Genomic DNA, 24,393 nt, shown 5'->3' with positions numbered 1-24,393 from the left:
GTAATTTATGTCCTGGATTAAATAAAAATGGCTGCCTGAATAATTTACAAAGCTTGAAATTATTCAAACAACCATCTTTTTTACTATTTGTCAATATCCTAAAATTTCAACTATATCATTAACCTTTGAATCTGAGTTAAATTCAGCATTATCTATATAAAGAGTTACAACAGGATAACCTGATCTTTCATATCCAAATATAGAATCGCTGTCCTCGCTAAACACCTCTGGATTTCTATTTTTGCATACATCTTTATCAGCTTCTATGAATATTTCTGTATAGTTTTCATTTCCAATTATATTTTTTGCGTATTCCCTGTCTTCTTTAAACCTGCTTACAGAAGTAACTATAGTTATAATTCCGCTATCAGCAAATAAATTTGCTACCTCAGCAATTCTTCTAGTTTGTTCATGTGCATCTTTTTGTGTAAAAGCAAGATCGGAGCTAAGTCCAAATCTAAGATGAGATGAATCAAGATAATATACCTTCTTACCTAAATCCATAAGTTTTTTTTCAAGTTTTACTGCTATTTCATTTTTGCCGCATCCAGGAAGACCTGTAAGCCATATAACTCTTCCGGCCTGTCCTAAATTATTCTCTCTGTCTTTTCTTGATACAAGCCTTTTCCTTATGGATATATTCTTGCTCTTTACATCTTTTATTTCTCTTTTAAGAGAATCTTCTACATTTGAAATTATTCCTCCACCGCATATGTCATATCCATCTACTATTACAAATCTTCCAGTTGATTGAAGTTCACTGAATTTATCAAAACAGATTGGTATCTCTGTCTTTATTGTCACTTCAGCTACATCATTCTTCTTCAGAAAATCAAGATTTTCACTACTGTCCAGTGTAACTGCATCAATTATCTTATTCACGGATATTATCCTAAACTCTGCTTCCTGAGTTTCAATTTTAAGCTTGTAAGTTTTATTTTTTACAAGATTATTATTTCCAAGCCAAAATACATTTGCATTGAATACATTTCCTACAGTAATAGGAGTATCCTTATGACAGATAACCTCTCCTCTCTTGTTGTAAAACTCATCTTCAACAGTAATTCCTACAGACATTCCAGCCTTGACTATATCTGTTTTATCTTTAGCCTGCCATGCTTCAATGGATTTTACTTTTGTAACTTTTCCAGAAGGATAAATTACAACCTCGTCACCTTTTTTAAGTGTGCCTGATTCAATCCTGCCTGCTATAATCCTTCTGCTGTCAAATTTGTATACATCCTGAATTGGGAATCTGAGCTCTTTTTCTTCAATTCCTTTATCTTTCTCTATGCTGTCCATGGATTCTAAAACATTCTGTCCATGGTACCATGGCATCTTATCAGACTTGTTTGCCACATTTTCACCATCAGATGCGGAAATAGGTATATACTTTTCTGGATATATATTTATATTATTTAGGAATTTATTGAAATCATCTTGAACCTGGTTGAATCTTTCTTCAGAATAATCCACTAAATCCATTTTATTTATAGCAACAAACACCTTTTTAATTCCAAGAAGCGAAAGTATGTATCCATGTCTCTTTGACTGCTCTTGAACTCCCTCTTTAGCATCTATAACCAAAATAGCAGCCTCGGCACTTGCAGCACCAGATATCATATTTTTTAAAAATTCCTTATGACCAGGAGCATCTATAATTAAATAATCCCTTTTCTTTGTAAAGAACTGAAGCATAGTTATATCTATAGTTATTCCCTGCTTTTGTTCTTCTTCAAAAGCATCTAACAAATATGCATATTCAAATTTTTTCCCGTTATCCTCGGATATCCTCTTTACTTTTTCAATTTCTCCTTCAGGTAATGATTTTGTATCATAAAGTAATCTACCTATTAAAGTGGATTTACCATGGTCTACATGACCAACAACTACTATATTTAAATTTTCTCTGTCTTTTGCCATTTATATCCCTCCAACTTTTTTAGTTAATAATTACATATATCCATCTTTTCTAAGTTTTTCAAGAGCGTGTGCATCTGCCTTATCTTGAGCTCTTCCAGATCTCTCTGTCTCATTAGTATTTTTGAGTTCCTCTATTATCTCGTCTAACGTAGTTGCATTTGAATCAATAGGGTTTGTACATGGTGCACAACCAAGACTTCTATATCTCTTACCATTTTTAGCAAAATACAAATCTACAACAGGTATATTCTCTCTTCTTATATATTCCCATATATCAAGTTCTGTCCAGTTTATAATTGGATGTACCCTTATATGATTTCCCTTCTTGAAGTCAGTTTTAAATTGATCCCATAGTTCAGGTGGTTGATCTGTATAGTCCCATTTGGATTCTGCATTTCTCTCACTGAATACTCTCTCCTTAGAACGAGAACCTTCTTCATCTCTTCTTATTCCAACTATAAGTCCTTCAAATTTATATTCATCTACTACCTGCTGAAGTCCATCTGTTTTTAACGCCTTACAGCACACAAGTCTTCCTTTTTTAGGTCCCATGCCTTCCTCTAGTGCTTTGGTATTTGTATGAACTATTAAGTTTAAATTGTACTTTTTAGCAACTTCATCTCTGAATTTTATCATTTCTGGAATTTTAAAAGTTGTATCCACATGTATAAGTGGAAATGGGCAATTTCCAAAAAACGCTTTTTGTGCTAGCCAAAGCATTACCGTGGAGTCCTTTCCTATTGACCACAGCATAGCAAGTTTTCCAAGTTTCTTATAGGCCTCCCTAAAAATATAAATACTTTCAGCTTCCAATCTGTCTAAATGATCCATTTTTATTCCTCCCTTAAATTATGCTCTTGTATCAAGTCCACATTTATATCTGATATTCTTTTCAAGTTTTGTAAATATAAGTTTATCAAAAACCAATCCAAGAACAAGTATGACAATCATGACCGCCATTACCTGACTTATATCAGCAAGGTCTCTTCCTACCATAAGAACTTGTCCAAGTCCTTTTGTAGCCGACATCATCTCAGCTGACATAAGTGCTCTCCACGCAAAAGACCATCCCTGCTTCATACCGGTTATAATAGACGGCATAGCTGCAGGCACTACTACATTTTTATAAAGTTTTAATCCCCTTGCTCCCATAGTTCTTGCAGCTCTTACATAGAGTGGATTTACATTCTTAATTCCAGACTCTGTAGCTATTGCTATAGCAAAGGTAGACCCAATTGTAATTACAAATAATATTGCCTTTTCATTTAGTCCATACCAAAGAATTGCAAAAGGAACCCAGCAGATGCTTGGAAGAGTCTGCATTCCAAGTATAAGAGAACTGAAATTTTCATCGATATATTTGTATTTTACAATTAAAAGTCCAACAATTAGACCTATTGCAAGTGATATAAAATATCCACTTATAAGTCTTTTTAAACTAATAGCTACTGCTACTGCGAGCGTATTATCACCTATAAGTTTAATCAAAGTTTTGGCCACATCTATAGGTGATGGGAAAGTATATGCTTTCCATATTCCAAGTACATTTACACCTATTTTATATACCATTTCCCATATTATTATCAGGATCATGTAAAATATTACCCTCTTCAATACTCCAATCACTATCGTACTCAGCTTTTGCAACCTTTTCCACCTCCTCTTTAAGTTCTTTCATTACCTGTGCTACTATATAAGATAAATCGGTATTCTCAATTGTTCTGGGTCTTGCAAGTTTTATGTTGAATTCTCCTTTAATCTTTCCAGGATTAGCAGCCATAACTACAACTCTATCAGCTAAAAGTACGGCCTCTTCTACATTGTGAGTTACAAAAATTATAGTTTTTTTAGTCTCCATCCATATCCTCTGAAGCTGAATTTGAAGTATGCTCCTGGTTTGACTGTCTAGTGCTGAAAAAGGTTCATCCATTAAAAGAACCTTTGAGTCCAGCGTAAGTGCTCTGGCAAGGGCAACTCTCTGTCTCATTCCACCTGATAATTCATGTATATATGAATTTTGAAATTTAGTAAGGTGAACCATCCTCAAATATTTTATTGCTTTTTCTCTTCTTTCTTCCTTTGGTACTCCAGCTATTTTCATTCCAAATTCTACATTGTCTATTACTTTAAGCCATGGAAATAATGCCGAGTCCTGGAACATCATAGCCCTGTCTACACCTACATCGTCTACCTTTTTATCATTTAAAAAAATTTTCCCCTCAGTAGGTTTTTCAAGCCCTGCAATTATATTTAAAAGAGTAGATTTACCACAACCAGAAGGTCCTAAAAGACATATGAATTCACCATCATTAAATGAAATATTTATATTATCAAGAGTTAAAGTTTGTTTTGTCTTTGTAACAAATTTTTTACTTATACCTTTTATAGTTAATGACAATTTTAATCCTCCCTATAGATTTATTGGAGCTGTTTTTCTCCTTTTTCTTTTAGTGCCTTATTAAGTGGCTGTAAATTTATAAGATCTTTTGTATCAGGTTTTTCTTTAATAAATCCTGTACTAACTGACAAATTCACCATTTCAAGTGTAGCATCGCGTTCAGGGTCATTGGTAGTAGTTATCCTCTTAAATGCAGGATCTAGCACATCTTTCGAAAGCTTTTTCTTCGTTAAATTATAAATTTGATCATTCACTACATTACTTGCTTCACTGCTATTCTTCTGTATATAATTTGTAAGCTCAATATGAGTTTTCAAGAATTTATCTACAAGATCAGGATGTTCCTTTAAGAATTCTTTTCTTACAAGTACTACAGCTGTAGGATATTTTCCATCTCTCCAAATATCTTTGTAATCAAGTACAACATTCGCACCAGTTTCTACAACTAATCTTGATCCCCATGGCTCAGGTACAAGCGCCGCATCTATTTGTTTGCTGCTTAATAGAGTTTTTATGTCAGGATTATCTGCCTGTACTATTTCTACATTTCCACCTTTTGTCTTATCTTTAAGTCCATTTTTCTGTAATAAATTTCTGAGTGATAAATCCTGAGTATTTCCAAACTGAGGTACTGCTACTTTTTTATTTGCAAGTTCTTTTACACTTTTTATCTTCTCATCTTTTCTTGAGACAAGTATTGCTCCTGCATCTGTCGCTCCTGCAATTATCTGCACATCACCCTTTGATTTGGTATATCCATTAATAGCCGGTCCAGGTCCTATATATCCTATATCTACTGCTCCTGCTAAAAATGCCTCTATCTCAGATGAACCTGCATTGAATTGTTTCCAGTCAACTTTTACATTATTTCCAAATGCTTTCTCAAAACTTTTCTTCTGTTTTCCAACTAATGCTTGTGAATGAGTTATATTAGGGAAAAATCCTATAGTAACAGTATTACTACTATTTTCGCCGGATTTCGTATTTCCACATCCAGAAAATAACCCCAAAATCAATACTGTTGTTAAAGATAATGCTATTCTTTTAATTTTCATTTTAATGCCTCCTAATTTTAATATTTATTTGATTCTTTTCTATTTGTGTTTATTAATACTTCTTTTCCATCTTTATTTATGTGCCATTTTAACTCTTCCTTATTTTGAGTTGTATACAGATAAGCTCCATTTCCTCCTAAATCTGCTCCCAAATAATAGTTAATAGCGTTATTTTTACATTCTTTAACACAGGCTGTACATCCCCAGCAATCTTTTTCATATTTTATATATGCTTTTCCTTCACGGTTTTTATATATTAAGTTTCCCGGACAGACACTCATGCATCTAAAGCACCCTATACATTTATCGCTGTCAATTTTTATGCTCATATGTCTCATCCTTTCTAACTATATCTCTGAATATAATATTTACCTTTCCATCCTTATAAACAGAATTAACATATTTAAGCCAGTTAACATCATCTCTAAGTGGAAAATCAGCATTTTCTTCATAACATTTCCATCTTGTTTCACATCTTGCTTTTAAATGTGCTATGATGACTTTACATACATAAAGCCTGTCAATCAACTCATATATAAACAAAAGTTCATGACAATCTTTTGCACTTAATTTGTCTACTATTTTGATAATTTCGTCTATTCTGTTTTCCGCAATATTTAGTTTTTTATTGTTGTACCTGTAATTCTTAGATATTCCTCCGGCATATTCATCCATAGTTTTCTGCATAGCTTCTTCTAACTGTTCTACTGTATAAAAGCTATTGCTATTTTCAAAGAACTTATTAACTTCTTTTAGTTTATTATAAATAGTCTCATCATCCAGATCACTAATTTCAACATCTTTAATATAGCCTATTGCAGACTGCATCGCTATTTCTCCTTCGGCAAAACATCCCGTAGCATATTTTTTAGGACTTCCTCCATTTACATCACCTGCTGAATAAAGACCTTGAAGTGTAGTCTGTCTGTTTGTATCCACCCAGTATCCACTGGCAGTATGTCCTCCTACTATATATGGTTCCGTGCCTTCAATTTCTACATTTTTTACAGATGGCATATTTCCACTGTCTATCCACTTGAGTGCTTGGGCTGGTGCCATATTTAAATACGCTTTTAAAAGATCACTTTCTTCCATTTTGGTAATATGTTTTGTGTTTAAAAAGCAGGGTCCCCTGCCATTTTCATTTTCCATTACCGTAGAATAAAGTCTATTTATAGTAGTTGTCTTTCCATATTTTTTTACATACTCTTGTCCATCTTTATTTACCTGTACAGCACCTATTCCTTGGGCTATAGTGCCTGTTGGTGCTATAGTGTCCTTACACCTTAATGCAATAAATCTCATTTCAAAAGTAGTCATCTCGGCACCTGCTCTTATTCCCATGGCATATCCTGCTCCTGTATTAAATGGAGAATACCACATCTTGTGCCTTGAGAAACCTGGATTATTAGGTTTATAAATTCCAGCTGCTCCGCCAGTAGTGCATATAACAGCTTTTGAGTATATGACAAAGAATTTTTCTTCATGAACGGAAAACCCATAAGCTCCTATAACTTTTTCATCTTTATATATATAATCAATAATGTTTATTCCGTTTATTACCTGTATATTTTTTTCTTCACTTACTGCCTTTGCAAGTATAGGCTTAATATTCTCTCCATTTATCTTTATACTTCTCTTTCCCCGCCTTACATATTTTCCTTCTGAATCCTTCAAAATTGGAAGACCCATTTTTTCTATTTTATGTGTAACCTCATTTAACTTTTGGGCCGCTGTATACACCAAATCTTCTCTTACAACTCCATTAAATTCTCTTCTTACATAATCTACAAAGGAAGCCGCTGTTTCTCCTTCATTTATATATGCATTGAGTGCATTAATGCCAGCTGCCAGACATCCACTTCTCTTTATATTGGCCTTTTCTGCAAGTATTATTTTTGCTTCAGATAATTTTGCCCCTTCAATTGCTGCAAAACATCCCGCTGTGCCGGCTCCAATTATAAGTATATCGGCAGACAAAATATTAGGTTTCAATTTCATTCATGAACCCTCCCTGCATTATAAATTTATATAGTTCAATATTTTATTTACACAATCCTCTAAACTACTTATATGTGTTGATATTGTAATTTCAGCATCATGTGGTACTTCATACTCGGAATCTATTCCTGTAAAATTCTTTATTTTGCCACTTATTGCCTTCTTATAAATTCCTTTTGGATCTCTCTTTTTACATACTTCAAGAGGACAATCTACATATATCTCTATAAAATCATCTCCAAGTAATTTTCTTGCCCTGTCCCTGTCTTCTTTAAAAGGCGATACAAAAGTAGCTATAGTAATAAGTCCAGCATCAACAAATAATTTGCACACTTCTGATATTCTTCTTATATTTTCACTTCTGTCCTCCTTTGTAAATCCAAGATTTGAATTTAATCCATATCTTACATTATCACCATCCAGAAGATACGTCAGCTTTCCCATATCATATAATTTACTTTCAAGTGCAGACGCCACAGTTGATTTACCTGAGCCAGAAAGTCCTGTAAACCATATAAGTATTCCCTTCTGATCAAGTAATTCTTCTCTTTTTTCCCTATTAATTTGCATTTTATGCCAGAATATGTTGGTTGATTTTCTATTCAAATAATAACCTCCCATATTTTCCAAAATTTAAAGCCGTTTTTCTATAATAAGAAAAACGGCTTCTGGTTACAAAAATAATATTATCCAACTGACCGGTTTTTCTTATCTTTCGAAAAATTATTCCGTAGGAATTAACACCGATACATTCGAATGAGAATGCCGGTTGTCGGGTTTCATTGGGCCAGTCCCTCCACCTCTCTTGATAAGAATATAATCTAATATATACAAAAAACACTCCTGTCCTCTTTACAGAGGCAGAAGTATTTCCACGATTCCACTCTGTTTATTGCATATAAATACATCTTCATGCAACAACTCATATATATTATAACGCTTTAACGAACGTCTCCGCATAAACCTACTAATTTCAGCTTAAGTACTCTTAAGTGCAATTTCTATTACTTAATCTTAAAATCTTTTCCACCAAATAAGATTTCTCTCTTAAAGACTCCATAATATACTTCTCTTAGTCATAGTATTAATTTATTAAATTAACATTGTCCTAATTATACTTTTTAAAACTTAATTTGTCAACAATATAATTTTAAATTTTTGTATCTTTATCCTAAATATTCTGCCATGGATTTATATTGTATTTTTGTACCATTCTTTTTCAAAATCACAGATGATGTATATATATCCGCCGTGTTCAAACATGTAAATATAAGTCTGTCGTGTACAAGTGCAGTATATCTCAAATCAAAGCCAGGTGTGCCACTAATGTAACCTACAGTCGGAGTATTTATTACTATATCTATCTCCTTTTTCTTTAGATCTTCTATTGCATCTTTTATGCTAAGTTCTTTGCATACTACTCCATTATTCCTTAAAAATTCATAGGTACCCGAAGATGCAAAAATATTAAAACCTAAAGATTCATATTTTTTAACTACAGTAACTGCTTCCTTTTTATCTACATCATTTACTGAAACATAAACATTTCCGCTTTTCAATATATTGATTCCCGCTGCCTTGAATGCCTTATATACAGCATTATCTTTTACAAAATCTACACCAAGTACTTCACCTGTAGATTTCATTTCAGGTCCAAGTGCGACATCAACTCCAGGTAATTTATTGCTTGAGAATACAGGCATTTTAACTGCAAATATTTTACTCTTTTTATACATATTTTGCTCATATCCAAAATCTTTTATTTTTTTACCAAGCATGATATCAACAGCTATCTTTATCATAGGTATATCTGTAACCTTGCTCAAAATAGGAACTGTCCTTGATGCTCTTGGATTTACCTCTATTACATATACTTTTTCTCCATCATACGCATATTGAACATTTAGAAGTCCTTTTACATTTAATGCTCTTGCTATTTTAACTGTATATTCTTCTATTTTTTGAAGTACATCATCTTCAAGATCAAATGTTGGATAAACTGCCATACTATCTCCTGAATGTACTCCTGTCTTTTCAACATGCTCCATTATTCCTGGAATTATAAGATCTTTACCATCTGAAATTGCATCTACTTCAATTTCCTTTCCAATTATATACTTGTCAACAAGTACAGGATATTCTTTGGATAAATTTACTGCTTCTTTAAGATATCTAGATAATTCACTGTCATTATATACGACCTTCATTGCCCTGCCGCCTATTACATACGAAGGTCTTACAATAACCGGATATCCTATTTCACGAACAAGCTCATAAGCTTCTTCAATACTTGTTACAGAACCTCCTATAGGTGAATTTATATTTAATTTTTTTAGAAGTATTCTAAATTTTTCTCTATCCTCAGCCAGGTCAATTGATTCAAAAGAAGTTCCAAGAAGATTAACTCCTCTATCATTTAATTTTTTAGCAAGATTAAGTGCTGTCTGTCCTCCAAATTGTACTATTACACCTTCTACCCCTTCTTCATTTATTACGTTCATTACGTCGTCTATATAAAGAGGATCAAAATACAACTTGTCGGAAGTATCAAAATCCGTACTTACAGTTTCGGGATTATTGTTTATTATAATAGCTTCCCTTCCTGCTTTTTTTATTGCCCAGACTCCATTTACACAGCAGTAGTCAAATTCAATTCCCTGACCTATCCTTATAGGTCCTGAACCTATAACTAGTATTTTTTCATTATTTGAAACCACATTATCGCTTTCAAGATCAAAACAGGAATAGTAATATGAAGTTTTAGCCTCAAATTCTCCGCTGCAGGTATCTACCATCTTGTATACTGGCTTTATACCATTTACTTCCCTAAGCTTTTTTAAATCATCAAGCTTTATACCTATAAGCTTGCATATATATTCATCAGTAAATCCCATGAGTTCAGCCTGCTGAATTAGATCCACACCAGGCACACTTTTAAGAAGCTTGTTTTCCATATCCACTATATTTTTTATGCCGCTTATAAACCATTTGTCTATTTTAGTTATATTATGAATTTCATCTATGCTCATTTTTTTTCTGAGAGCCTCAGCTACAGCAAATATTCTTTCGTCATCTTGCAATTTTAACTTTTTAATTATGCCATCCATGCTGAGTTTTTCAAGCTTATCAAGCTTTAAGCCTATAATCTTTCCTTCAAGGCTTATAACCGCTTTTAAAAGTGCGCTTTCAAAGCTTCTATCTATAGCCATGACTTCACCTGTAGCCTTCATCTGAGTCTTCAAAGTTCTCTCCGCTTTTTTGAATTTATCAAAAGGCCATTTTGGTATTTTGACTACACAATAATCCAGTGCAGGTTCGAATAATGCACTTGAATTTCCCGTTACATAGTTTTTAAGTTCATCCAGAGAATAACCAATTGCAATTTTTGCTGCAATCTTTGCTATTGGATACCCTGCTGCTTTTGATGCAAGGGCACTGGATCTACTTACTCTTGGATTTACCTCGATTACTATATAATTATTACTATTAGGATCAAGTGCAAACTGTACATTGCAGCCCCCTTCTATTTTAAGGGTTCTTATTATCTTTAGTGCAGAACGTCTTAACATCTGATATTCTTTATCATTTAATGTCTGTGATGGTGCCACTACTATGCTGTCTCCTGTATGAATTCCAACAGCATCAATATTTTCCATATTGCACACAACCATACAGTTATCTTTTTTATCTCTCATTATTTCATATTCAATTTCTTTCCATCCGGCTACACTTTGCTCGACTAATATCTGATGTATAGGACTTTGTTCAAGACCATTTTCACATATTTCCATGTATTCTTCATAACTCTCTGCAATGCCTCCACCTGTTCCGCCTAAGGTATATGCAGGTCTTATTATGATTGGAAGACTTACTTTATCTAGAAATTTTTTGCATTCATCCAGATTTGTAGCAATTGCACTTGTTGCTATAGGCTCTCCTATAGTTTCCATTAAATTTTTAAAACTTTCTCTATCCTCAGCATTTTTTATGGATTCTGTTTTTATTCCCAAAAGCTCCACATTATATTTTTCAAGTATTCCGAGTCTATCAAGTTCCATAGCCAAATTAAGTGCAGTCTGTCCTCCGAAGCCAGCAAGTATTCCATCCGGTCTCTCTCTTTTAATTACTTCTTCTACAGCTTCAACTGTAAGTGGTTCTATATAAGTTTTATCTGCTATATTTTTATCTGTCATTATAGTTGCAGGATTACTGTTTATAAGTACAGTTTCTATACCTTCTGTTTTTATAGCTTCACATGCTTGTGTTCCAGAATAGTCAAATTCCGCAGCCTGACCTATTATTATAGGACCCGAGCCTATAATCAAAATTTTTTTCAAGCTATCTCGTAATGGCATTTTATCACTTCTCCTCGTTATTTATACTAAAGTCATGAATTTTAAAAATTTATCGAATAAATATGCTGTATCAGTTGGTCCTGGACAACCTTCTGGATGAAACTGTACTGTAAATACAGGTAAGCTCTTATGTCTTATTCCCTCTACTGTATTATCATTTAAATTTATATGAGTTACTACAATATCTTTTTTATTAAGACTGTTCTCCTTAACTGCATATCCATGATTTTGAGAAGTTATAAAGGCTTTATCCATATCTCTATCATATACACCATGATTTCCACCTCTATGTCCAAATTTCATTTTGTACGTATCTCCGCCAAATGCAAGGGAAATAAGTTGATGCCCAAGGCATATTCCAAATACAGGTATCCTACTTGTTATAATTTTTTTTATATCAGGCATTATTTTTTCTAAATCTTTAGGATTTCCAGGTCCATTTCCAAGCAATATTCCATCTGGATTTATATCCATGATATTATCATACTTAGTATCATATGGGAAAATAGTTATATCACAATTCCTATTCATCAAATTTCTTATTATATTTCTTTTGGCTCCAAAATCCAAAACAGCCACCTTTGGTCCGCTGCCTTTTATATGTTTTACAGTTTTTGTACTGACCTCTTCTACTAAATTGGTATATTTATATGAATTTAATAATTCTTTTATTTCATATATAGACTCATTTTCGCTGCATATTACACATTTCATAGTACCGTGGGATCTTATCTTTTTAGTCACACTTCTTGTGTCAACACCGCTTATTCCAACTATGTCATTTCTTAGAAGAAAATTTTCAAAGCTGTCCTCACTTAAATAATGAGAGGTGTTGTTATACCTATTCTTAACTACTATCCCTTTTGCCTGAATTTTATCCGACTGGTTTACTTTGTGGTCGATTCCATAATTTCCTATATAAGGATAACACATATTTATTACCTGCCCACTATAGGATGGGTCTGTAAGTATTTCCTGATATCCTGTCATTGATGTATTAAAAACCAATTCTCCTACAGTTATGCCTACTTTACCTATGGCCTCCCCCATAAATACAGTTCCGTCTTCCAAATATAAAATAGAATTCATAGTATACCTTCTTTCTAAATATTGTCAAATCCTAAAGTTGCAACCATAACTGCTTTTATAGTATGGAGTCTGTTTTCAGCTTCATCAAACACTATAGAATTTTCTCCTTCAAATACTTCATCTGTAACTTCGATAGCTGAAAGACCAAATTTTTCATATATGTCTTTTCCAATTCCTGTATCCTTATTGTGAAAGGCTGGAAGACAGTGCATGAATTTAACTTTTTTATTTTCACAAGCCTCAATTAATTTTTTATTTACCTGATATGGCATAAGAAGATCTATTCTTGACTTCCACAAATCATCACTTTCTCCCATAGAAAGCCATACATCCGTATATATGACATCTGCATTTTTAACATTTTCATATATTTCTTCACTAATAGTGATATTTCCTCCAGAACTTTTAGCTATATTCTTGCATTCTGCAACTAAATTAGAATCAGGAAAGAGCTCTTTTGGAGTAATTATTTTAAAGTTCATACCCATCTTAGAAGCTCCTATCATAAGAGCATTGGCCATATTATTTCTGCCATCACCTATATATACGAAATTCACTTTATTTAATGGTTTGACTATATGTTCTTTTATAGTCAAAAAATCTGCAAGTACCTGTGTTGGATGATCCTCATCTGTAAGTCCGTTCCAAACAGGCAGTTTTGAATATTTTGCAAGTGTTTCTACATTTCTCTGTGAAAATCCTCTATATTCTATAGCGTCAAACATTCTCCCGAGCACCCTTGCAGTATCCTTTAGTGCTTCTTCATTTCCAATATGACACTCGGATGAATTTATATAAGTTACCTGTGCCCCCATGTCATGTGCACCTACTTCAAAGGAACATCTTGTTCTTAGTGATTGTTTTTCAAATATAAGTGCTATATTTTTATCCTGCAACCTTTTCTTCTGTTTGCCACTTTTCTTTTCTATTTTTAACTTACTTGCTAAATCCAAGAAAAATTCAATTTCCTCCGCTGTAAAATCTTTTAATGTTAAAAAGCTTTTTCCTTGAAAATTCATAATGTATTACCTCCAAAATTATTATTTATATAAACAAGTTCCTATTATTTTTTTAATAAGTTATAATATATTTTATAATTATACATTTATATTCATAAAAATTCAATACGATTTTAAAATATATTTTTAATTTTTAAACTCAATAATTGCTTATTACGGCTATTTTACTTGTAATACTTCAGATATGCTTATTAATATGCAGATTGGTATTATAGTAAAATTTTTTATACATTTGCCTGTAAAAAATAATAAATATTCATATAAAATAATTTTTTCTATAAAAAAAGTGCAGCTTAACGCTGCAGCCTAAATCTCCAAAATTTTATTTGTTAAAGTTCCTATTCCTTCAATAAAACATTCTACCACATCACCATTTTTGAGAATTTTTATAGGGTTAAATCCCATTCCAACACCATTTGGTGTGCCTGTAGATATTATATCTCCAGGTTTTAATGTAAGACCTTTTGACAAATCACTTATTATATAAGGTATATCAAAAATAAGTTTTTTAGTATTGGATTTCTGTCTTACCTCTCCATTTACCTTGCATCCTATGTTAAGCTCCACAGGAAAAGGTATATCGCTTTTATTTACTATACATGGTCCCATTGGACAAAATGTATCCAAACTTTTTCCCTTAAACCACTGCACATGTTTTCCCTGAAGATCTCTTGCTGAAACATCATTTATTATAGTATAACCAAATATATAGTCTTCTGCTTCTTCAGCTTTTATGTTTATTCCTTCTTTTCCTATTATAACCGCAAGTTCAGCCTCATAGTCCACCTGTTTTGTGACTTTTGTAGAAAATTTTACAAAATCTCCATTTCCAATAGCAGGTGATGCAACTTTAGTAAAATATATAGGCTGCTTTGGAATATCAGTTCCAGTTATTCTAGTAAGTTTTACTTCTCTTGCATGCTCCACATAGTTCTTGCCGAGACAAAAAACATTTCTTTCAGGATAAGGTATAGGTGCTTCAATTTTAACAGAATCTAAAGAATCAGCCTCTATGTCCTCATTCTTTAAAAATTCATCTATCTTTTTTAATTTACAATCATCTGAATACTTTATAAAATCTATCATACTCTCAGGTAGATTTTTTTCTCCCATTTTTTTTAATATACACTTTATATCAACCACAGAATTTTGTTTTAGAACTCCTATTTTTTCTTCCTTACCTTTTAAATAAGTAATTAACTTCAATTTATACACCTCCAAAATTAATTTTATCTGGCTAAAACATAGTTTTTAATTATCACAGCTTTTATTTTATCATAGTTTATCTCTTGAGGAACCAATTCTTTAATTGGGTATAATCTTTCAATTCCAACTTTTTTTACTGCTGAAAGTACTGTCTTTTCCTCTTCTTCACTGAATACATTTTGAAAATCTACATTTAAACTTTCACTTTTTCCCTCTTCAAAGTATTTTGTAATATGTGTCAATATAGTACCTATCGTAAGATGGCGTTTTTTTGCTATCTCCAGTATTCCCATATTTTGTTTAATCATGTTTATAGTTATCTCATGAGTCCTAAGCTTATCACTTTTTCTACTTTCATTTTTAAAAGAATTACTTTCTTTCTCAAATGCCCAGTTTACATTTATATTATTTTTTTCAACATAATCCTTAATTTTATCCAAAAACATTTTTCCATATTTTTTTAACTTGAGCTCACCTACGCCTGATATATCAAGCATCTGATCTTCTTTACATGGATATCTGCTGCTAAGTTCTTTTAATGTACTATCTGAAAATACGAGATATGGAGGTACTTCCTCTTCACTTGCTATCTCTCTTCTAAGAGTTCTAAGCTCATCAAAGAGATCATTATTTACACTTATCTTCTTAGCCTTAATTTTCTCTTTCAGCACAACTTTTTCCTGTCCCTTTAAAATCTTTATTGATTCATTATTCAAAATCACTGTAGGATATTCTCCCTCTTTTAAAGATATATGTCCTTGTGCTATAAGAGTATTTATAAAATTAGAAAGCTCAACTTTAGAATATTCTCTCATTATTCCATAGGTAGACAATTCATTAAATCTGTTTTGAATAATCTTTTTTTGAGATGAACCCCTCAAGACATCTACTATCATATTTACGCCAAAATCTCTTTTCATTCTATATACACATGACAGTACCTTTTGAGCATCTATGGTTTTATCTACATATTCACCTTCACTTATGCAATTGCTGCAGTTCCCACATTCATCATACTCTACTTCTTCTCCAAAATAATTTAAAATATATTTTCTAAGGCATCCATTATAATGGACAAAATCTATCATCTGCTGAAGTTTTTTATATTCATTTAGCTTCCTATCCTCTGATTGTATACTCGTTTCTATTAAATATTTCTGGGTAATTACATCCTGAGGAGCAAACATAAGTATGCATTCACTGCTTTCACCATCACGTCCCGCTCTGCCTATTTCTTGATAATAGCTTTCTATATTTCTTGGTATATTATAATGGATTACATATCTTACATTGGATTTATCTATGCCCATTCCAAAAGCATTTGTAGCAACAATTACATCTGCTCTATCGTATACAAAATCCTCCTGATTCTTTTTCCTTTCATTATCGGATAATCCTGCATGATATTTAACTACAGATATATGATTTTTAAGAAGTTTATCATAAATGCTGTCAACTTCTTTTCTTGTAGAAGCATAAACTATACCAGCTTGTTCTTTATTTTCCAATATGTAATTTAGTAAATAAGAAAATCTATCACCTATTTTTAAACAATTTATTCTTAAGTTCTTTCTATCAAAACCGGATATAAATACAGCAGGATCCCTTAACCTTATCTGTTTTATGATATCAGATCTGACTTCCCGTGTAGCAGTGGCTGTAAAAGCTGTAACCACCGGCCTTTTATTCAAACTTTCTATGAACTTCCATATGTATCTGTAGCTGCTTCTAAAATCATGTCCCCATTGTGATACACAATGAGCCTCATCAACAGCTACCTGTGATATGGACATATTTTTCACAAGTCTGAAAAAATTCATAGATTCAAGTCTCTCCGGAGCTATATATAAGATTTTTATGGAGTTTTGCTCTAGCTTTGATATTATGGATGACAGTTCACTCTGATTCAAGGAACTATTTATATAATCAGCCTTTATCCCTAAATCTCTTATACTGTCTACCTGATCCTTCATAAGTGAAATCAGAGGAGAAATTACAATCGTAATTCCGTCAAATAGAAGTGCCGGAATTTGATAGCATATAGACTTTCCTCCCCCTGTAGGCATTATTGCAAGTGTATCTTTTTTATCAAGTATACTATTTATTATATTTTCCTGGGATTCTCTAAAGCTCTCATATCCATAATATTTTTTCAGCACTTTCAATGCATCCTGAGTCAATAATTCACACCTCTTAAAAATAATTTTTTATAAAAATATTATAGCATACTTGATATCTGAAAATTTTCATTTTTCAATTATCCTGAGTTGAAGTGTAATAAAATATTCATCTTTTCTTATAACAAGTACACTATAACTATAATTTTTAAGTATGTGACTTATAAAATCATGAAAATTGTTTCCAATTTCACATATAATATTCGACTCCTTATCTACCAGATTATAATTTCCATTAGCTTTGTTTATATATAAATTCTGCCATTCCTGTACAATAAGATTTCTTGCATTGACTTGAAATATTATACCTCGTGATTTTAATATTTTTATAAGTAATTTGTATGTTTTATCTAATTCATTTTCTTTTTTTTTGATATTCTCCATAAGGCTTAAATTTTCATTATATTTTTTCCCCTGCGTTTCAATTTTAGTATTTAATTCATTTATTCTGCTGTCTAAGTTTTTTATCTTGCTCTTTTTTGACTTATCATAGTCCAATAAAAACTTTGAAAACATATTGCTTATATTATACATATTTCATTTCCTTTCGAAATTTTCAAATAAATAAAATATAAAAATATTACAACAATACTTGTTAATACTTCCATCTTCATATACAATCATATATAGGTGATACTATGATTACTAAACATAAATCGGCAATAAAAAATATTAAAAACTTTATAATATCAAGTATAAATTATTTTAATAAATTCTTCAAACAAAAGAAAATTATTGACAATATGTATTCCAGTATAATAAAAGACAAAACTGCCCAAATAAATAAACTAAAAATAGATTTAAAAGCTGTAAATCAAAAAAATACAGAAATTGTTCATAAAATATCAACTATAAAAAATTCCATAGATAAAAAGAATAAACTTATAAAAAGTATACAGGACCTTACATCCAGAAGAATAAATTAATTTCTATCTTAGGATACTTCCTTCAGTAGATATTACAATTTCTTTATATGGAATTATAGTTTGAGTTTTTAACATAGCATTTTTTACTGCATTTACAATTCCACCACAGCATGGTACTTCCATTCTAATTACAGTTATACTTTTTAAGTTATTGTTCTTTATAATTTCAGCAAGTTTATCTTCATAATATGAAATATCATCTAATTTTGGACATCCAATAACCGTTATATGGTTCTTGATGAAATCCCTATGAAAATCTGCATACGCATATGCAGTACAATCAGCTGCAACCAAAAGATTTGCTTCCTTCAAATAAGGTGCTCTGGTATTTATAAGTTTTAATTGTACAGGCCACTGTCTAAGCTCTGATACCTGATGCTCATTTTTGACTTTAACTACTGAATTTCTTTTTATACTTTTAGCTGCTGTTCCCGGACATCCGCATGGCATTTTTTGTTCAATATTTTCACTCTTTTTCATATCCTTTTTCTTCATAACCAGTTCCTCATTGTAAGCACTACTTTCTCTTTCAATTATGTTTATTGCTCCTGTAGGGCACTCAGGTAGACAATCTCCAAGGCCATCACAGTATTCATCGCTTATAAGTACTGCTTTTCCATCTACAAGTTCTATAGCACCCTCGTGACATGCATTAACACACAAACCGCATCCATTACATTTTTCTTTATCTATATTAACTATTTTTCTTATCATAATTTTCCCTCCTTGTTTTTATATGATTATTATAATAAAATAATTTAATATAATCAGTAACTTATGTTACCTTATTATAAAATTAAAAATAAAATTATTGTGCAGAGGATTAATTTATGAATAAATTCATAGAACCACTAAAAAAATGCATACTGATGAAAGATTTTACTGAAGATGATATAGACAATTTTCTAAATAAAGTAAACTATACTATTTGCAATTATTCCAGAGAAGAAGTAATAGCTTTTGAAGGTTCAAATTGTTCAAGTATTGGAATAGTACTTTCAGGGAATGTAGAAGTTCAAAGAATATACGCTTCCGGCAAATCAATTACAATGGGTGTATTAAGAGAAGGTAATATATTTGGTGAAGTTGTAGTATTTTCAAATAAAAATACTTACCCGTCCACTATAATTTCATCACATAATTCCACCGTGATGTTTATATCAAAAGCAAACATATTAAAGCTGTGCAATCTGGCTCCTATTTTTCTGAAAAATTTTATGACGCTATTATCCAATAAAATACTTATGTTAAATAAAAAATTAAAAAATATATCTTATCAGACTATAAGACAAAAGATTACTTATTTTATTTTAGACGAATACAAAGTTCAAAATAAATTGACAATAAAATTGGACATGACAAAAAAAAGCCTGGCTGAACAGTTGGGCATTCCAAGACCTTCTCTTTCAAGGGAACTTTTAAATATGGAGCGTGAAAACTTAATTCACATGAATAAGAACATAATAACCATAATAGACATAAACTCTATGTATAATTTACTATATTAAACTAATTTTTGTAAAAATGGAAAACGAAATTCATCGTTTTCCATCTTAATACTACTTATTACATAATCTGTTACTAATTTGCTATATTATCTATTGCATCCACAACCACAGCATAATAATAAGATTACTATTATTACTATTATTTCATTTCCACCACGTCTTTTACACATAAAAGATCCCCCCTTATCATCCAAATATTTTAAGTTAAATCATTTTTAATCTTTGGTAAAATTTATTTCCTACAAAAGAGGGAATAAATCCCTCCTCTAGTAATTTGGTTCATAATCTAGCAGTAAATTGGCATTATATTCTAGCATCTAATACCACAGCATAATATTAATAAAATTACTATTATCAATACCTCTCTACCTGATCCTGAACCCCTGCAACATCTGTGTGACATAAAAGATCCCCCCTTATTATCTTTAATATTTATAGGTACTCTACTTTTTTATCTTGTGTTCTATACTTATATAATATTAATTAAATCAATAAATGTTACTTATTAAATTTTTTTAGTAGACAAATAAATCATAAAATCATAAAATTATATTAGATCTTACATTACTAACACTATAATTTAAAATTGGGAGATGGTATAAATAATGGAACAAAATATTGAAGTTCAAAACAAACTTCAGAAATCTTTTGAAACATTGATGCCGTATATGCACTATTTTTTTGATGAAGAAATAGCTTTTACTATGTCTACAACCAGCAATTTTATAAAAGTTGTAAATAGTGAAAACATACACATGAATGCAAAATCTGGAGACCCTCTCAGGCCGAAAGGAGCAGCTTACGAATGCATAAAAGCCGGAAAACCAATTGTAACAATAGTTCCAAAAGAAACTTTTGGAATAGAAATAAAAGCTATTGGCATACCTGTAAAGGATACCAATAAGATAATAGGAAGTATAGTGTTAGTAAAAAGTTTAAAAAGACATTATGAATTTTTAGAAGCTTCCCATATATTAGCCAAATCCATTGATAATATATCTGAAGCTTCCAAGATAATTACATCTGGAATAGAAAAATCTGTGAATTTAACTGAACAAATAGTGTCAGAAGTAAATGATACTACTGAAAAAGCTAAAAACACAGATAAAATACTTGATTTTATAAAGAATCTATCTTCAAAAACAAATCTTTTAGGACTAAATGCTGCGATTGAAGCTTCAAGAGCTGGTAAAGATGGAAGAGGCTTTTCAGTAGTTGCAAATGAAATAAGAAAATTATCAAGTTCCAGTAATAAATCAACTTCCCAAATAAATTCAACACTAAAGCAAATAGAAAAATCCATAAGCAACATATCTACCGATATAAATTCTACTTCTGATACATTTAAGGAACAGCTTTCACAAATACAACAATTGAATTCTTCTATAAACAGTCTAACAATATTAATAGACAAGCTTAATAAATTATCCGAGTAAAAAATTAAGCTACCACACATATTCATGTATGATAGCTTAATTTTTAAATATATAATATTTTAAATTGACATAGCCTGTGACATTATTGCTGCACCTGCCGCTTTAGTGTTTAATAAAACTGATTGAATGTTTAAAGAGTTAATTCCTCCTATAGCAATTATAGGTATTCCTATGCTATTACCTATATCATCTATAAATTTCAGACCTCTACCCTTTAATCCTACCTTGCAGCTTGTCTCAAATATATTGCCTGCCATTACATAATCTGCGCCTAATTTTTCTGCTTCTATAGCTTCAGAGACACTATGAATGGAAACTCCCTTTTTTATATTTTCAGCTTTAAGTAGTCCTAAATCCTCTTTATTATTTTCAACCATATTTTTAAATTTTTCAATCCCCGTATGAAATCCAAAAACTTTAAGCTCTACAGCTGCTTTCAAATTTCCATTTATTATAAGTGGAGTACAGAATTCATCAGTTATCTTTTTTATCTTTATGGCAATTTTTAAAAGTTCTCTATATTCTAAATCTTTTTCTCTAACCATTATATAATCCGCACCAAGTCTGCAGCATTTCTCTACTGCATTATATAAACTCCCCTGTTTTACGAGATATCTATTTGTTACTGCAATTATTTTTTTATTACCTTTTAATTTGAAAATATCTCTATTTTCCATTTAACAGAATTGCCAATCCTTAAATACAGGATTATACCCTAATTTTTCTATTGCATCTTTTATTTCATCTACAGATCTTGGATCAGCTATTTCAAATTGTCCCTCTCCCTTATTTTCATCACTCAATGAGTGACCTCCAACTTCCGTAGTAACTCCAGCAGACATCTTTGTAACTCCAAGTGGTATGAGGTTATTTCTCATTTTTGCATTTTCTCTTGTTGTAACATTAAATCCTGCCCTCTGAAGGAATAATTTATAAGCAACCGCTACCTGTACAAAATTCTTATCCGTAACATCATATATTTTTATTGGAGTTCCTGCATGTGGTCTTATCCTTGGGACAGACATACTTATTTCAACAGAAGGATATGTTTTTGAAATATAATCTGCATGTACTCCAGTTAAAAAAGCTTCATTTCTCCACTTATAAAGTCCGAGTAATGCACTCATACCAACTGAGTGAATTCCTGCCCTGCAGCCCCTGTCTATAGCTTCAAGTCTATACCTGTAATCTCTCTTTTTTCCTGACAAGTGAACAGTTTTATATACCTCTTCATTATAAGTCTCCTGGTATACAGTTAAGCTATCTGCACCAACCTCAACAAGTTCTCTATATTCTTCTTCATCAAGTGGATATATTTCAAGGCATACAGAATCAAAGTATTTTTTAAGAATCTTAATAGCTCCCTTTAAATATTCCATAGGACAATACAGCTTGGATTCTCCTGTGAGGAGTATTACATGCTTTAATCCAGTTTTTGCTATAGACTGAGCTTCCTTTTCTATTTCTTCATAACTCATCTTTTTCCTTGCTATTTTATTTTTTACATTATAGCCACAATAAATACATCCATTCGTACAATAATTTGCAATATACATAGGAGTGTATAAAACTATACTTTTCCCAAAATTTCTAAGAGTTATCTCCTTAGCCTTTCTTGCCATTGGCTCAAGATATTTTTCAGCAGTTGGTGATAAAAGAGCTAAAAAATCTTCTCTAGAAATTCTATCCTTAAGAAGTATAGACTCTATCTGTTCATCTGTTACACTATCAAAAAAACCGTCAAAATCAAAATTATCATATTTTCTTATCTCATCGTATATTCCAATATCCAAAATATTTTACCTCCTAACCTAAGAATCCTGTAAGTGGAGAAGATGCATCAGCTTTGTCCTTCTCAGCCCCAAGCCCTGCAATATATGCTTTTCTTCCAGCTTCTACTGCATATTTAAAAGCTTCTGCCATAAGTACAGGATCCTTTGCTGTAGCTACTGCTGTATTTACAAGCACTGCATCTGCTCCCATCTCCATAGCTAAATTTGCATCAGATGGCTTTCCAATACCGGCATCAACTACTATAGGAATATCTATTTCATCTATGAGTATTCTAAGCATTTCCTTAGTTTTTAATCCCCTGTTTGAACCTATAGGTGCTCCAAGAGGCATAACTGCAGCAGCTCCTGCATCTACCAATCTTTTAGCAGTCCCAAGATCAGGATTTATGTATGGAAGCACTACAAATCCTTCATTCACAAGAATTTCTGTAGCCTTTATTGTTTCAATGTTATCAGGAAGAAGATATTTGTTGTCTGCTATAGCTTCTATCTTTATCCAATTTCCACATCCAGCTGCACGTCCAAGTTTTGCAAGTCTAACTACTTCATCTGCCGTCCTTGCACTTGATGTATTTGGAAGAAGAGTATAATCATTTCCTATAAAATCCATTATATTTCCCGTATTTGAGTGCATGTCTACTCTTCTAAGAGCTACAGTTACCATCTCAGTTCCTGATTTTTTTAGAACTTCAGGCAATAATTTATCTGAAGAATATTTGCCAGTACCTATAAATAGTCTGCTTTTAAATTCTTTTCCACCAATAATTAATTTATCATCCATTAATAAAGCCTCCGTTTTGTAATTTTGTCAAATCATAAACACAAATTTGTTTTAACCTCCACCTACAAACCGTATAATTTCTACTTTTGAATTACTGTCCAATCTTTTAGTTTTGAATTCGTTTTTATCAATTATGTCAAGATCAATTTCCACCGCTACATGAGATGGTTCCACATTCAAGTTGTTTAAAAGATCAGAAACAGTCATTCCATCTTTAAATTCCATATTTTCTCCGTTTACTATCATAAATTTCACCTCCTATTTTCAAAATTTATAAACCATAAATAACAATTATATTCAAGCCTGAAAATGCCAAAATTCTTTACATAAAAAAGAGAAACAAATAAATGTTTCCCCATAATCTAATTAAAGATGTACTAGATAAAATAATACTATAAACTAAAAATACACAAATTCCGGAAGAATTTGTGTATAAAAATAGCAAAATTATATATAGATATACGTCTCCCTACGTTGGCATTATCCAAATCAGGTTATGAGGATAAGGAATAACATTCCACTCTCAGATCATCACATGACCTCTCCTTGTAACATATTAAATTGTCATTAGCTTATATATTTATATTACCACATAAAAGATTAAAATCAATATAAAATTTTAAAAAAATACCAGAAGTTTAGCACTTAAAAAATTTTTAGGACGGTAGTCCTCTAGATTATAAAGGTTTATGAGCATTTTTAGTAGAATTAATAAATTCCGATTTT

The 24,393-nt window shown here is 31.5% G+C and carries 22 protein-coding genes and 2 riboswitches; of the genes, 3 read left to right on the top strand and 19 right to left on the bottom strand.

The window, feature by feature from the left end:
• Positions 1–90 precede the first annotated feature (90 nt).
• The 14 genes from J2Z42_RS11730 to J2Z42_RS11665 all read right to left on the bottom strand — a co-directional run bounded on the left by J2Z42_RS11730 (position 91) and on the right by J2Z42_RS11665 (position 17,757).
• Entirely contained in the window at positions 91–1,923 is a 1,833-nt protein-coding gene (locus J2Z42_RS11730) for a GTP-binding protein (protein ID WP_209702962.1), read from the bottom strand.
• Positions 1,924–1,953: 30 nt separating this feature from the next.
• Complete coding sequence (gene cysD, locus J2Z42_RS11725) at positions 1,954–2,754, bottom strand: sulfate adenylyltransferase subunit CysD (RefSeq protein ID WP_209702961.1); 801 nt, start codon at positions 2,752–2,754, stop codon at positions 1,954–1,956.
• Positions 2,755–2,772: 18 nt separating this feature from the next.
• The gene (locus J2Z42_RS11720; RefSeq protein WP_209702960.1) at positions 2,773–3,516 is read right to left on the bottom strand and encodes an ABC transporter permease; all 744 of its coding nucleotides are present in this window, start codon (positions 3,514–3,516) and stop codon (positions 2,773–2,775) included.
• Positions 3,482–4,321, bottom strand: a complete 840-nt coding sequence (locus J2Z42_RS11715) for an ABC transporter ATP-binding protein (RefSeq protein WP_209702959.1) — start codon at positions 4,319–4,321, stop codon at positions 3,482–3,484. The genes J2Z42_RS11720 and J2Z42_RS11715 overlap by 35 nt, the downstream gene beginning before the upstream one ends.
• 20 nt (positions 4,322–4,341) lie before the next feature.
• Positions 4,342–5,376, bottom strand: coding sequence for an aliphatic sulfonate ABC transporter substrate-binding protein (locus J2Z42_RS11710; protein ID WP_209702958.1), 1,035 nt, complete (start codon positions 5,374–5,376; stop codon positions 4,342–4,344).
• A gap of 17 nt (positions 5,377–5,393) precedes the next feature.
• Positions 5,394–5,705, bottom strand: a complete 312-nt coding sequence (locus J2Z42_RS11705; protein WP_209702957.1) for a 4Fe-4S dicluster domain-containing protein — start codon at positions 5,703–5,705, stop codon at positions 5,394–5,396.
• Positions 5,689–7,377 (bottom strand): adenylyl-sulfate reductase subunit alpha, encoded by a 1,689-nt coding sequence (locus J2Z42_RS11700; protein ID WP_209702956.1) that lies wholly within the window; start codon positions 7,375–7,377, stop codon positions 5,689–5,691. The genes J2Z42_RS11705 and J2Z42_RS11700 overlap by 17 nt, the downstream gene beginning before the upstream one ends.
• A gap of 18 nt (positions 7,378–7,395) precedes the next feature.
• Positions 7,396–7,998 (bottom strand): adenylyl-sulfate kinase, encoded by a 603-nt coding sequence (gene cysC, locus J2Z42_RS11695; RefSeq protein WP_209702982.1) that lies wholly within the window; start codon positions 7,996–7,998, stop codon positions 7,396–7,398.
• Between the two features lie 84 nt (positions 7,999–8,082).
• A riboswitch (SAM riboswitch) is annotated at positions 8,083–8,192 on the bottom strand.
• A gap of 351 nt (positions 8,193–8,543) precedes the next feature.
• Positions 8,544–11,732, bottom strand: a complete 3,189-nt coding sequence (carB, locus tag J2Z42_RS11690) for a carbamoyl-phosphate synthase large subunit (protein ID WP_209702955.1) — start codon at positions 11,730–11,732, stop codon at positions 8,544–8,546.
• Positions 11,733–11,753: 21 nt separating this feature from the next.
• Positions 11,754–12,821 (bottom strand): glutamine-hydrolyzing carbamoyl-phosphate synthase small subunit, encoded by a 1,068-nt coding sequence (gene carA, locus J2Z42_RS11685; RefSeq protein WP_209702954.1) that lies wholly within the window; start codon positions 12,819–12,821, stop codon positions 11,754–11,756.
• Positions 12,822–12,835: 14 nt separating this feature from the next.
• Positions 12,836–13,840 (bottom strand): ornithine carbamoyltransferase, encoded by a 1,005-nt coding sequence (argF, locus tag J2Z42_RS11680; protein WP_245331605.1) that lies wholly within the window; start codon positions 13,838–13,840, stop codon positions 12,836–12,838.
• A gap of 306 nt (positions 13,841–14,146) precedes the next feature.
• The gene (locus J2Z42_RS11675; protein WP_209702953.1) at positions 14,147–15,046 is read right to left on the bottom strand and encodes a fumarylacetoacetate hydrolase family protein; all 900 of its coding nucleotides are present in this window, start codon (positions 15,044–15,046) and stop codon (positions 14,147–14,149) included.
• A 23-nt stretch (positions 15,047–15,069) separates the two neighbouring features.
• The gene (gene recQ / locus J2Z42_RS11670) at positions 15,070–17,226 is read right to left on the bottom strand and encodes a DNA helicase RecQ (RefSeq protein WP_209702952.1); all 2,157 of its coding nucleotides are present in this window, start codon (positions 17,224–17,226) and stop codon (positions 15,070–15,072) included.
• 66 nt (positions 17,227–17,292) lie between these two features.
• Positions 17,293–17,757 carry a hypothetical protein gene (locus tag J2Z42_RS11665; protein WP_209702951.1) on the bottom strand — a complete coding sequence of 155 codons (465 nt, stop codon included), beginning with the start codon at positions 17,755–17,757 and terminating at the stop codon, positions 17,293–17,295.
• 104 nt (positions 17,758–17,861) lie between these two features.
• Between J2Z42_RS11665 and J2Z42_RS11660 the strand changes: the two genes are divergently transcribed.
• On the top strand, positions 17,862–18,149 hold the full coding sequence (locus J2Z42_RS11660) for a hypothetical protein (RefSeq protein ID WP_209702950.1): 288 nt from the start codon (positions 17,862–17,864) through the stop codon (positions 18,147–18,149).
• A gap of 3 nt (positions 18,150–18,152) precedes the next feature.
• Here J2Z42_RS11660 and J2Z42_RS11655 read toward each other — a convergent pair whose 3' ends face one another.
• Complete coding sequence (locus tag J2Z42_RS11655) at positions 18,153–18,863, bottom strand: ATP-binding protein (RefSeq protein WP_209702949.1); 711 nt, start codon at positions 18,861–18,863, stop codon at positions 18,153–18,155.
• 116 nt (positions 18,864–18,979) lie between these two features.
• Between J2Z42_RS11655 and J2Z42_RS11650 the strand changes: the two genes are divergently transcribed.
• Together J2Z42_RS11650 and J2Z42_RS11645 are read left to right on the top strand one after the other, a co-directional pair.
• Positions 18,980–19,657, top strand: coding sequence for a Crp/Fnr family transcriptional regulator (locus tag J2Z42_RS11650; RefSeq protein WP_209702948.1), 678 nt, complete (start codon positions 18,980–18,982; stop codon positions 19,655–19,657).
• A 605-nt stretch (positions 19,658–20,262) separates the two neighbouring features.
• A complete protein-coding gene (locus J2Z42_RS11645; protein ID WP_209702947.1) occupies positions 20,263–21,093 on the top strand; it encodes a methyl-accepting chemotaxis protein in 831 nt (276 codons plus the stop codon).
• Positions 21,094–21,152: 59 nt separating this feature from the next.
• Here the strand turns inward: J2Z42_RS11645 and J2Z42_RS11640 are convergent, their stop codons facing one another.
• The 4 genes from J2Z42_RS11640 to thiS are packed head-to-tail and all read right to left on the bottom strand — an operon-like array spanning position 21,153 to position 23,913.
• Complete coding sequence (locus J2Z42_RS11640; RefSeq protein ID WP_209702946.1) at positions 21,153–21,770, bottom strand: thiamine phosphate synthase; 618 nt, start codon at positions 21,768–21,770, stop codon at positions 21,153–21,155.
• On the bottom strand, positions 21,771–22,880 hold the full coding sequence (gene thiH / locus J2Z42_RS11635) for a 2-iminoacetate synthase ThiH (RefSeq protein WP_209702980.1): 1,110 nt from the start codon (positions 22,878–22,880) through the stop codon (positions 21,771–21,773).
• Between the two features lie 19 nt (positions 22,881–22,899).
• Positions 22,900–23,667, bottom strand: a complete 768-nt coding sequence (locus J2Z42_RS11630; RefSeq protein WP_209702945.1) for a thiazole synthase — start codon at positions 23,665–23,667, stop codon at positions 22,900–22,902.
• 51 nt (positions 23,668–23,718) lie between these two features.
• Complete coding sequence (thiS, locus tag J2Z42_RS11625) at positions 23,719–23,913, bottom strand: sulfur carrier protein ThiS (protein WP_209702944.1); 195 nt, start codon at positions 23,911–23,913, stop codon at positions 23,719–23,721.
• 201 nt (positions 23,914–24,114) lie between these two features.
• Positions 24,115–24,224, bottom strand: a riboswitch (TPP riboswitch).
• Positions 24,225–24,393 lie beyond the last annotated feature (169 nt).

Origin of the sequence: Clostridium algifaecis, from assembly GCF_017874415.1 — a bacterium.
In the GTDB taxonomy this organism is placed as follows: Bacteria; Bacillota; Clostridia; order Clostridiales; family Clostridiaceae; genus Clostridium_B; species Clostridium_B algifaecis.
This window is presented reverse-complemented; position numbering and strand designations above follow the sequence as displayed.

Bases quoted from the DNA above. Each gene is read 5' to 3' on its own strand.
- J2Z42_RS11645 (WP_209702947.1), top strand. From the start codon at position 20,263: ATGGAACAAAATATTGAAGTTCAAAACAAACTTCAGAAATCTTTTGAA.
- J2Z42_RS11665 (WP_209702951.1), bottom strand. From the start codon at position 17,757: ATGTATAATATAAGCAATATGTTTTCAAAGTTTTTATTGGACTATGAT.
- thiS (WP_209702944.1), bottom strand. From the start codon at position 23,913: ATGATAGTAAACGGAGAAAATATGGAATTTAAAGATGGAATGACTGTT.
- carB (WP_209702955.1), bottom strand. From the start codon at position 11,732: ATGCCATTACGAGATAGCTTGAAAAAAATTTTGATTATAGGCTCGGGT.
- cysD (WP_209702961.1), bottom strand. From the start codon at position 2,754: ATGGATCATTTAGACAGATTGGAAGCTGAAAGTATTTATATTTTTAGG.
- J2Z42_RS11730 (WP_209702962.1), bottom strand. From the start codon at position 1,923: ATGGCAAAAGACAGAGAAAATTTAAATATAGTAGTTGTTGGTCATGTA.
- J2Z42_RS11710 (WP_209702958.1), bottom strand. From the start codon at position 5,376: ATGAAAATTAAAAGAATAGCATTATCTTTAACAACAGTATTGATTTTG.
- J2Z42_RS11630 (WP_209702945.1), bottom strand. From the start codon at position 23,667: ATGGATGATAAATTAATTATTGGTGGAAAAGAATTTAAAAGCAGACTA.
- J2Z42_RS11640 (WP_209702946.1), bottom strand. From the start codon at position 21,770: ATGGAAAATAGAGATATTTTCAAATTAAAAGGTAATAAAAAAATAATT.
- J2Z42_RS11705 (WP_209702957.1), bottom strand. From the start codon at position 5,705: ATGAGCATAAAAATTGACAGCGATAAATGTATAGGGTGCTTTAGATGC.
- J2Z42_RS11650 (WP_209702948.1), top strand. From the start codon at position 18,980: ATGAATAAATTCATAGAACCACTAAAAAAATGCATACTGATGAAAGAT.
- J2Z42_RS11660 (WP_209702950.1), top strand. From the start codon at position 17,862: ATGATTACTAAACATAAATCGGCAATAAAAAATATTAAAAACTTTATA.
- J2Z42_RS11700 (WP_209702956.1), bottom strand. From the start codon at position 7,377: ATGAAATTGAAACCTAATATTTTGTCTGCCGATATACTTATAATTGGA.
- carA (WP_209702954.1), bottom strand. From the start codon at position 12,821: ATGAATTCTATTTTATATTTGGAAGACGGAACTGTATTTATGGGGGAG.
- argF (WP_245331605.1), bottom strand. From the start codon at position 13,840: ATGAATTTTCAAGGAAAAAGCTTTTTAACATTAAAAGATTTTACAGCG.
- cysC (WP_209702982.1), bottom strand. From the start codon at position 7,998: ATGGGAGGTTATTATTTGAATAGAAAATCAACCAACATATTCTGGCAT.
- J2Z42_RS11655 (WP_209702949.1), bottom strand. From the start codon at position 18,863: ATGATAAGAAAAATAGTTAATATAGATAAAGAAAAATGTAATGGATGC.
- J2Z42_RS11720 (WP_209702960.1), bottom strand. From the start codon at position 3,516: ATGATCCTGATAATAATATGGGAAATGGTATATAAAATAGGTGTAAAT.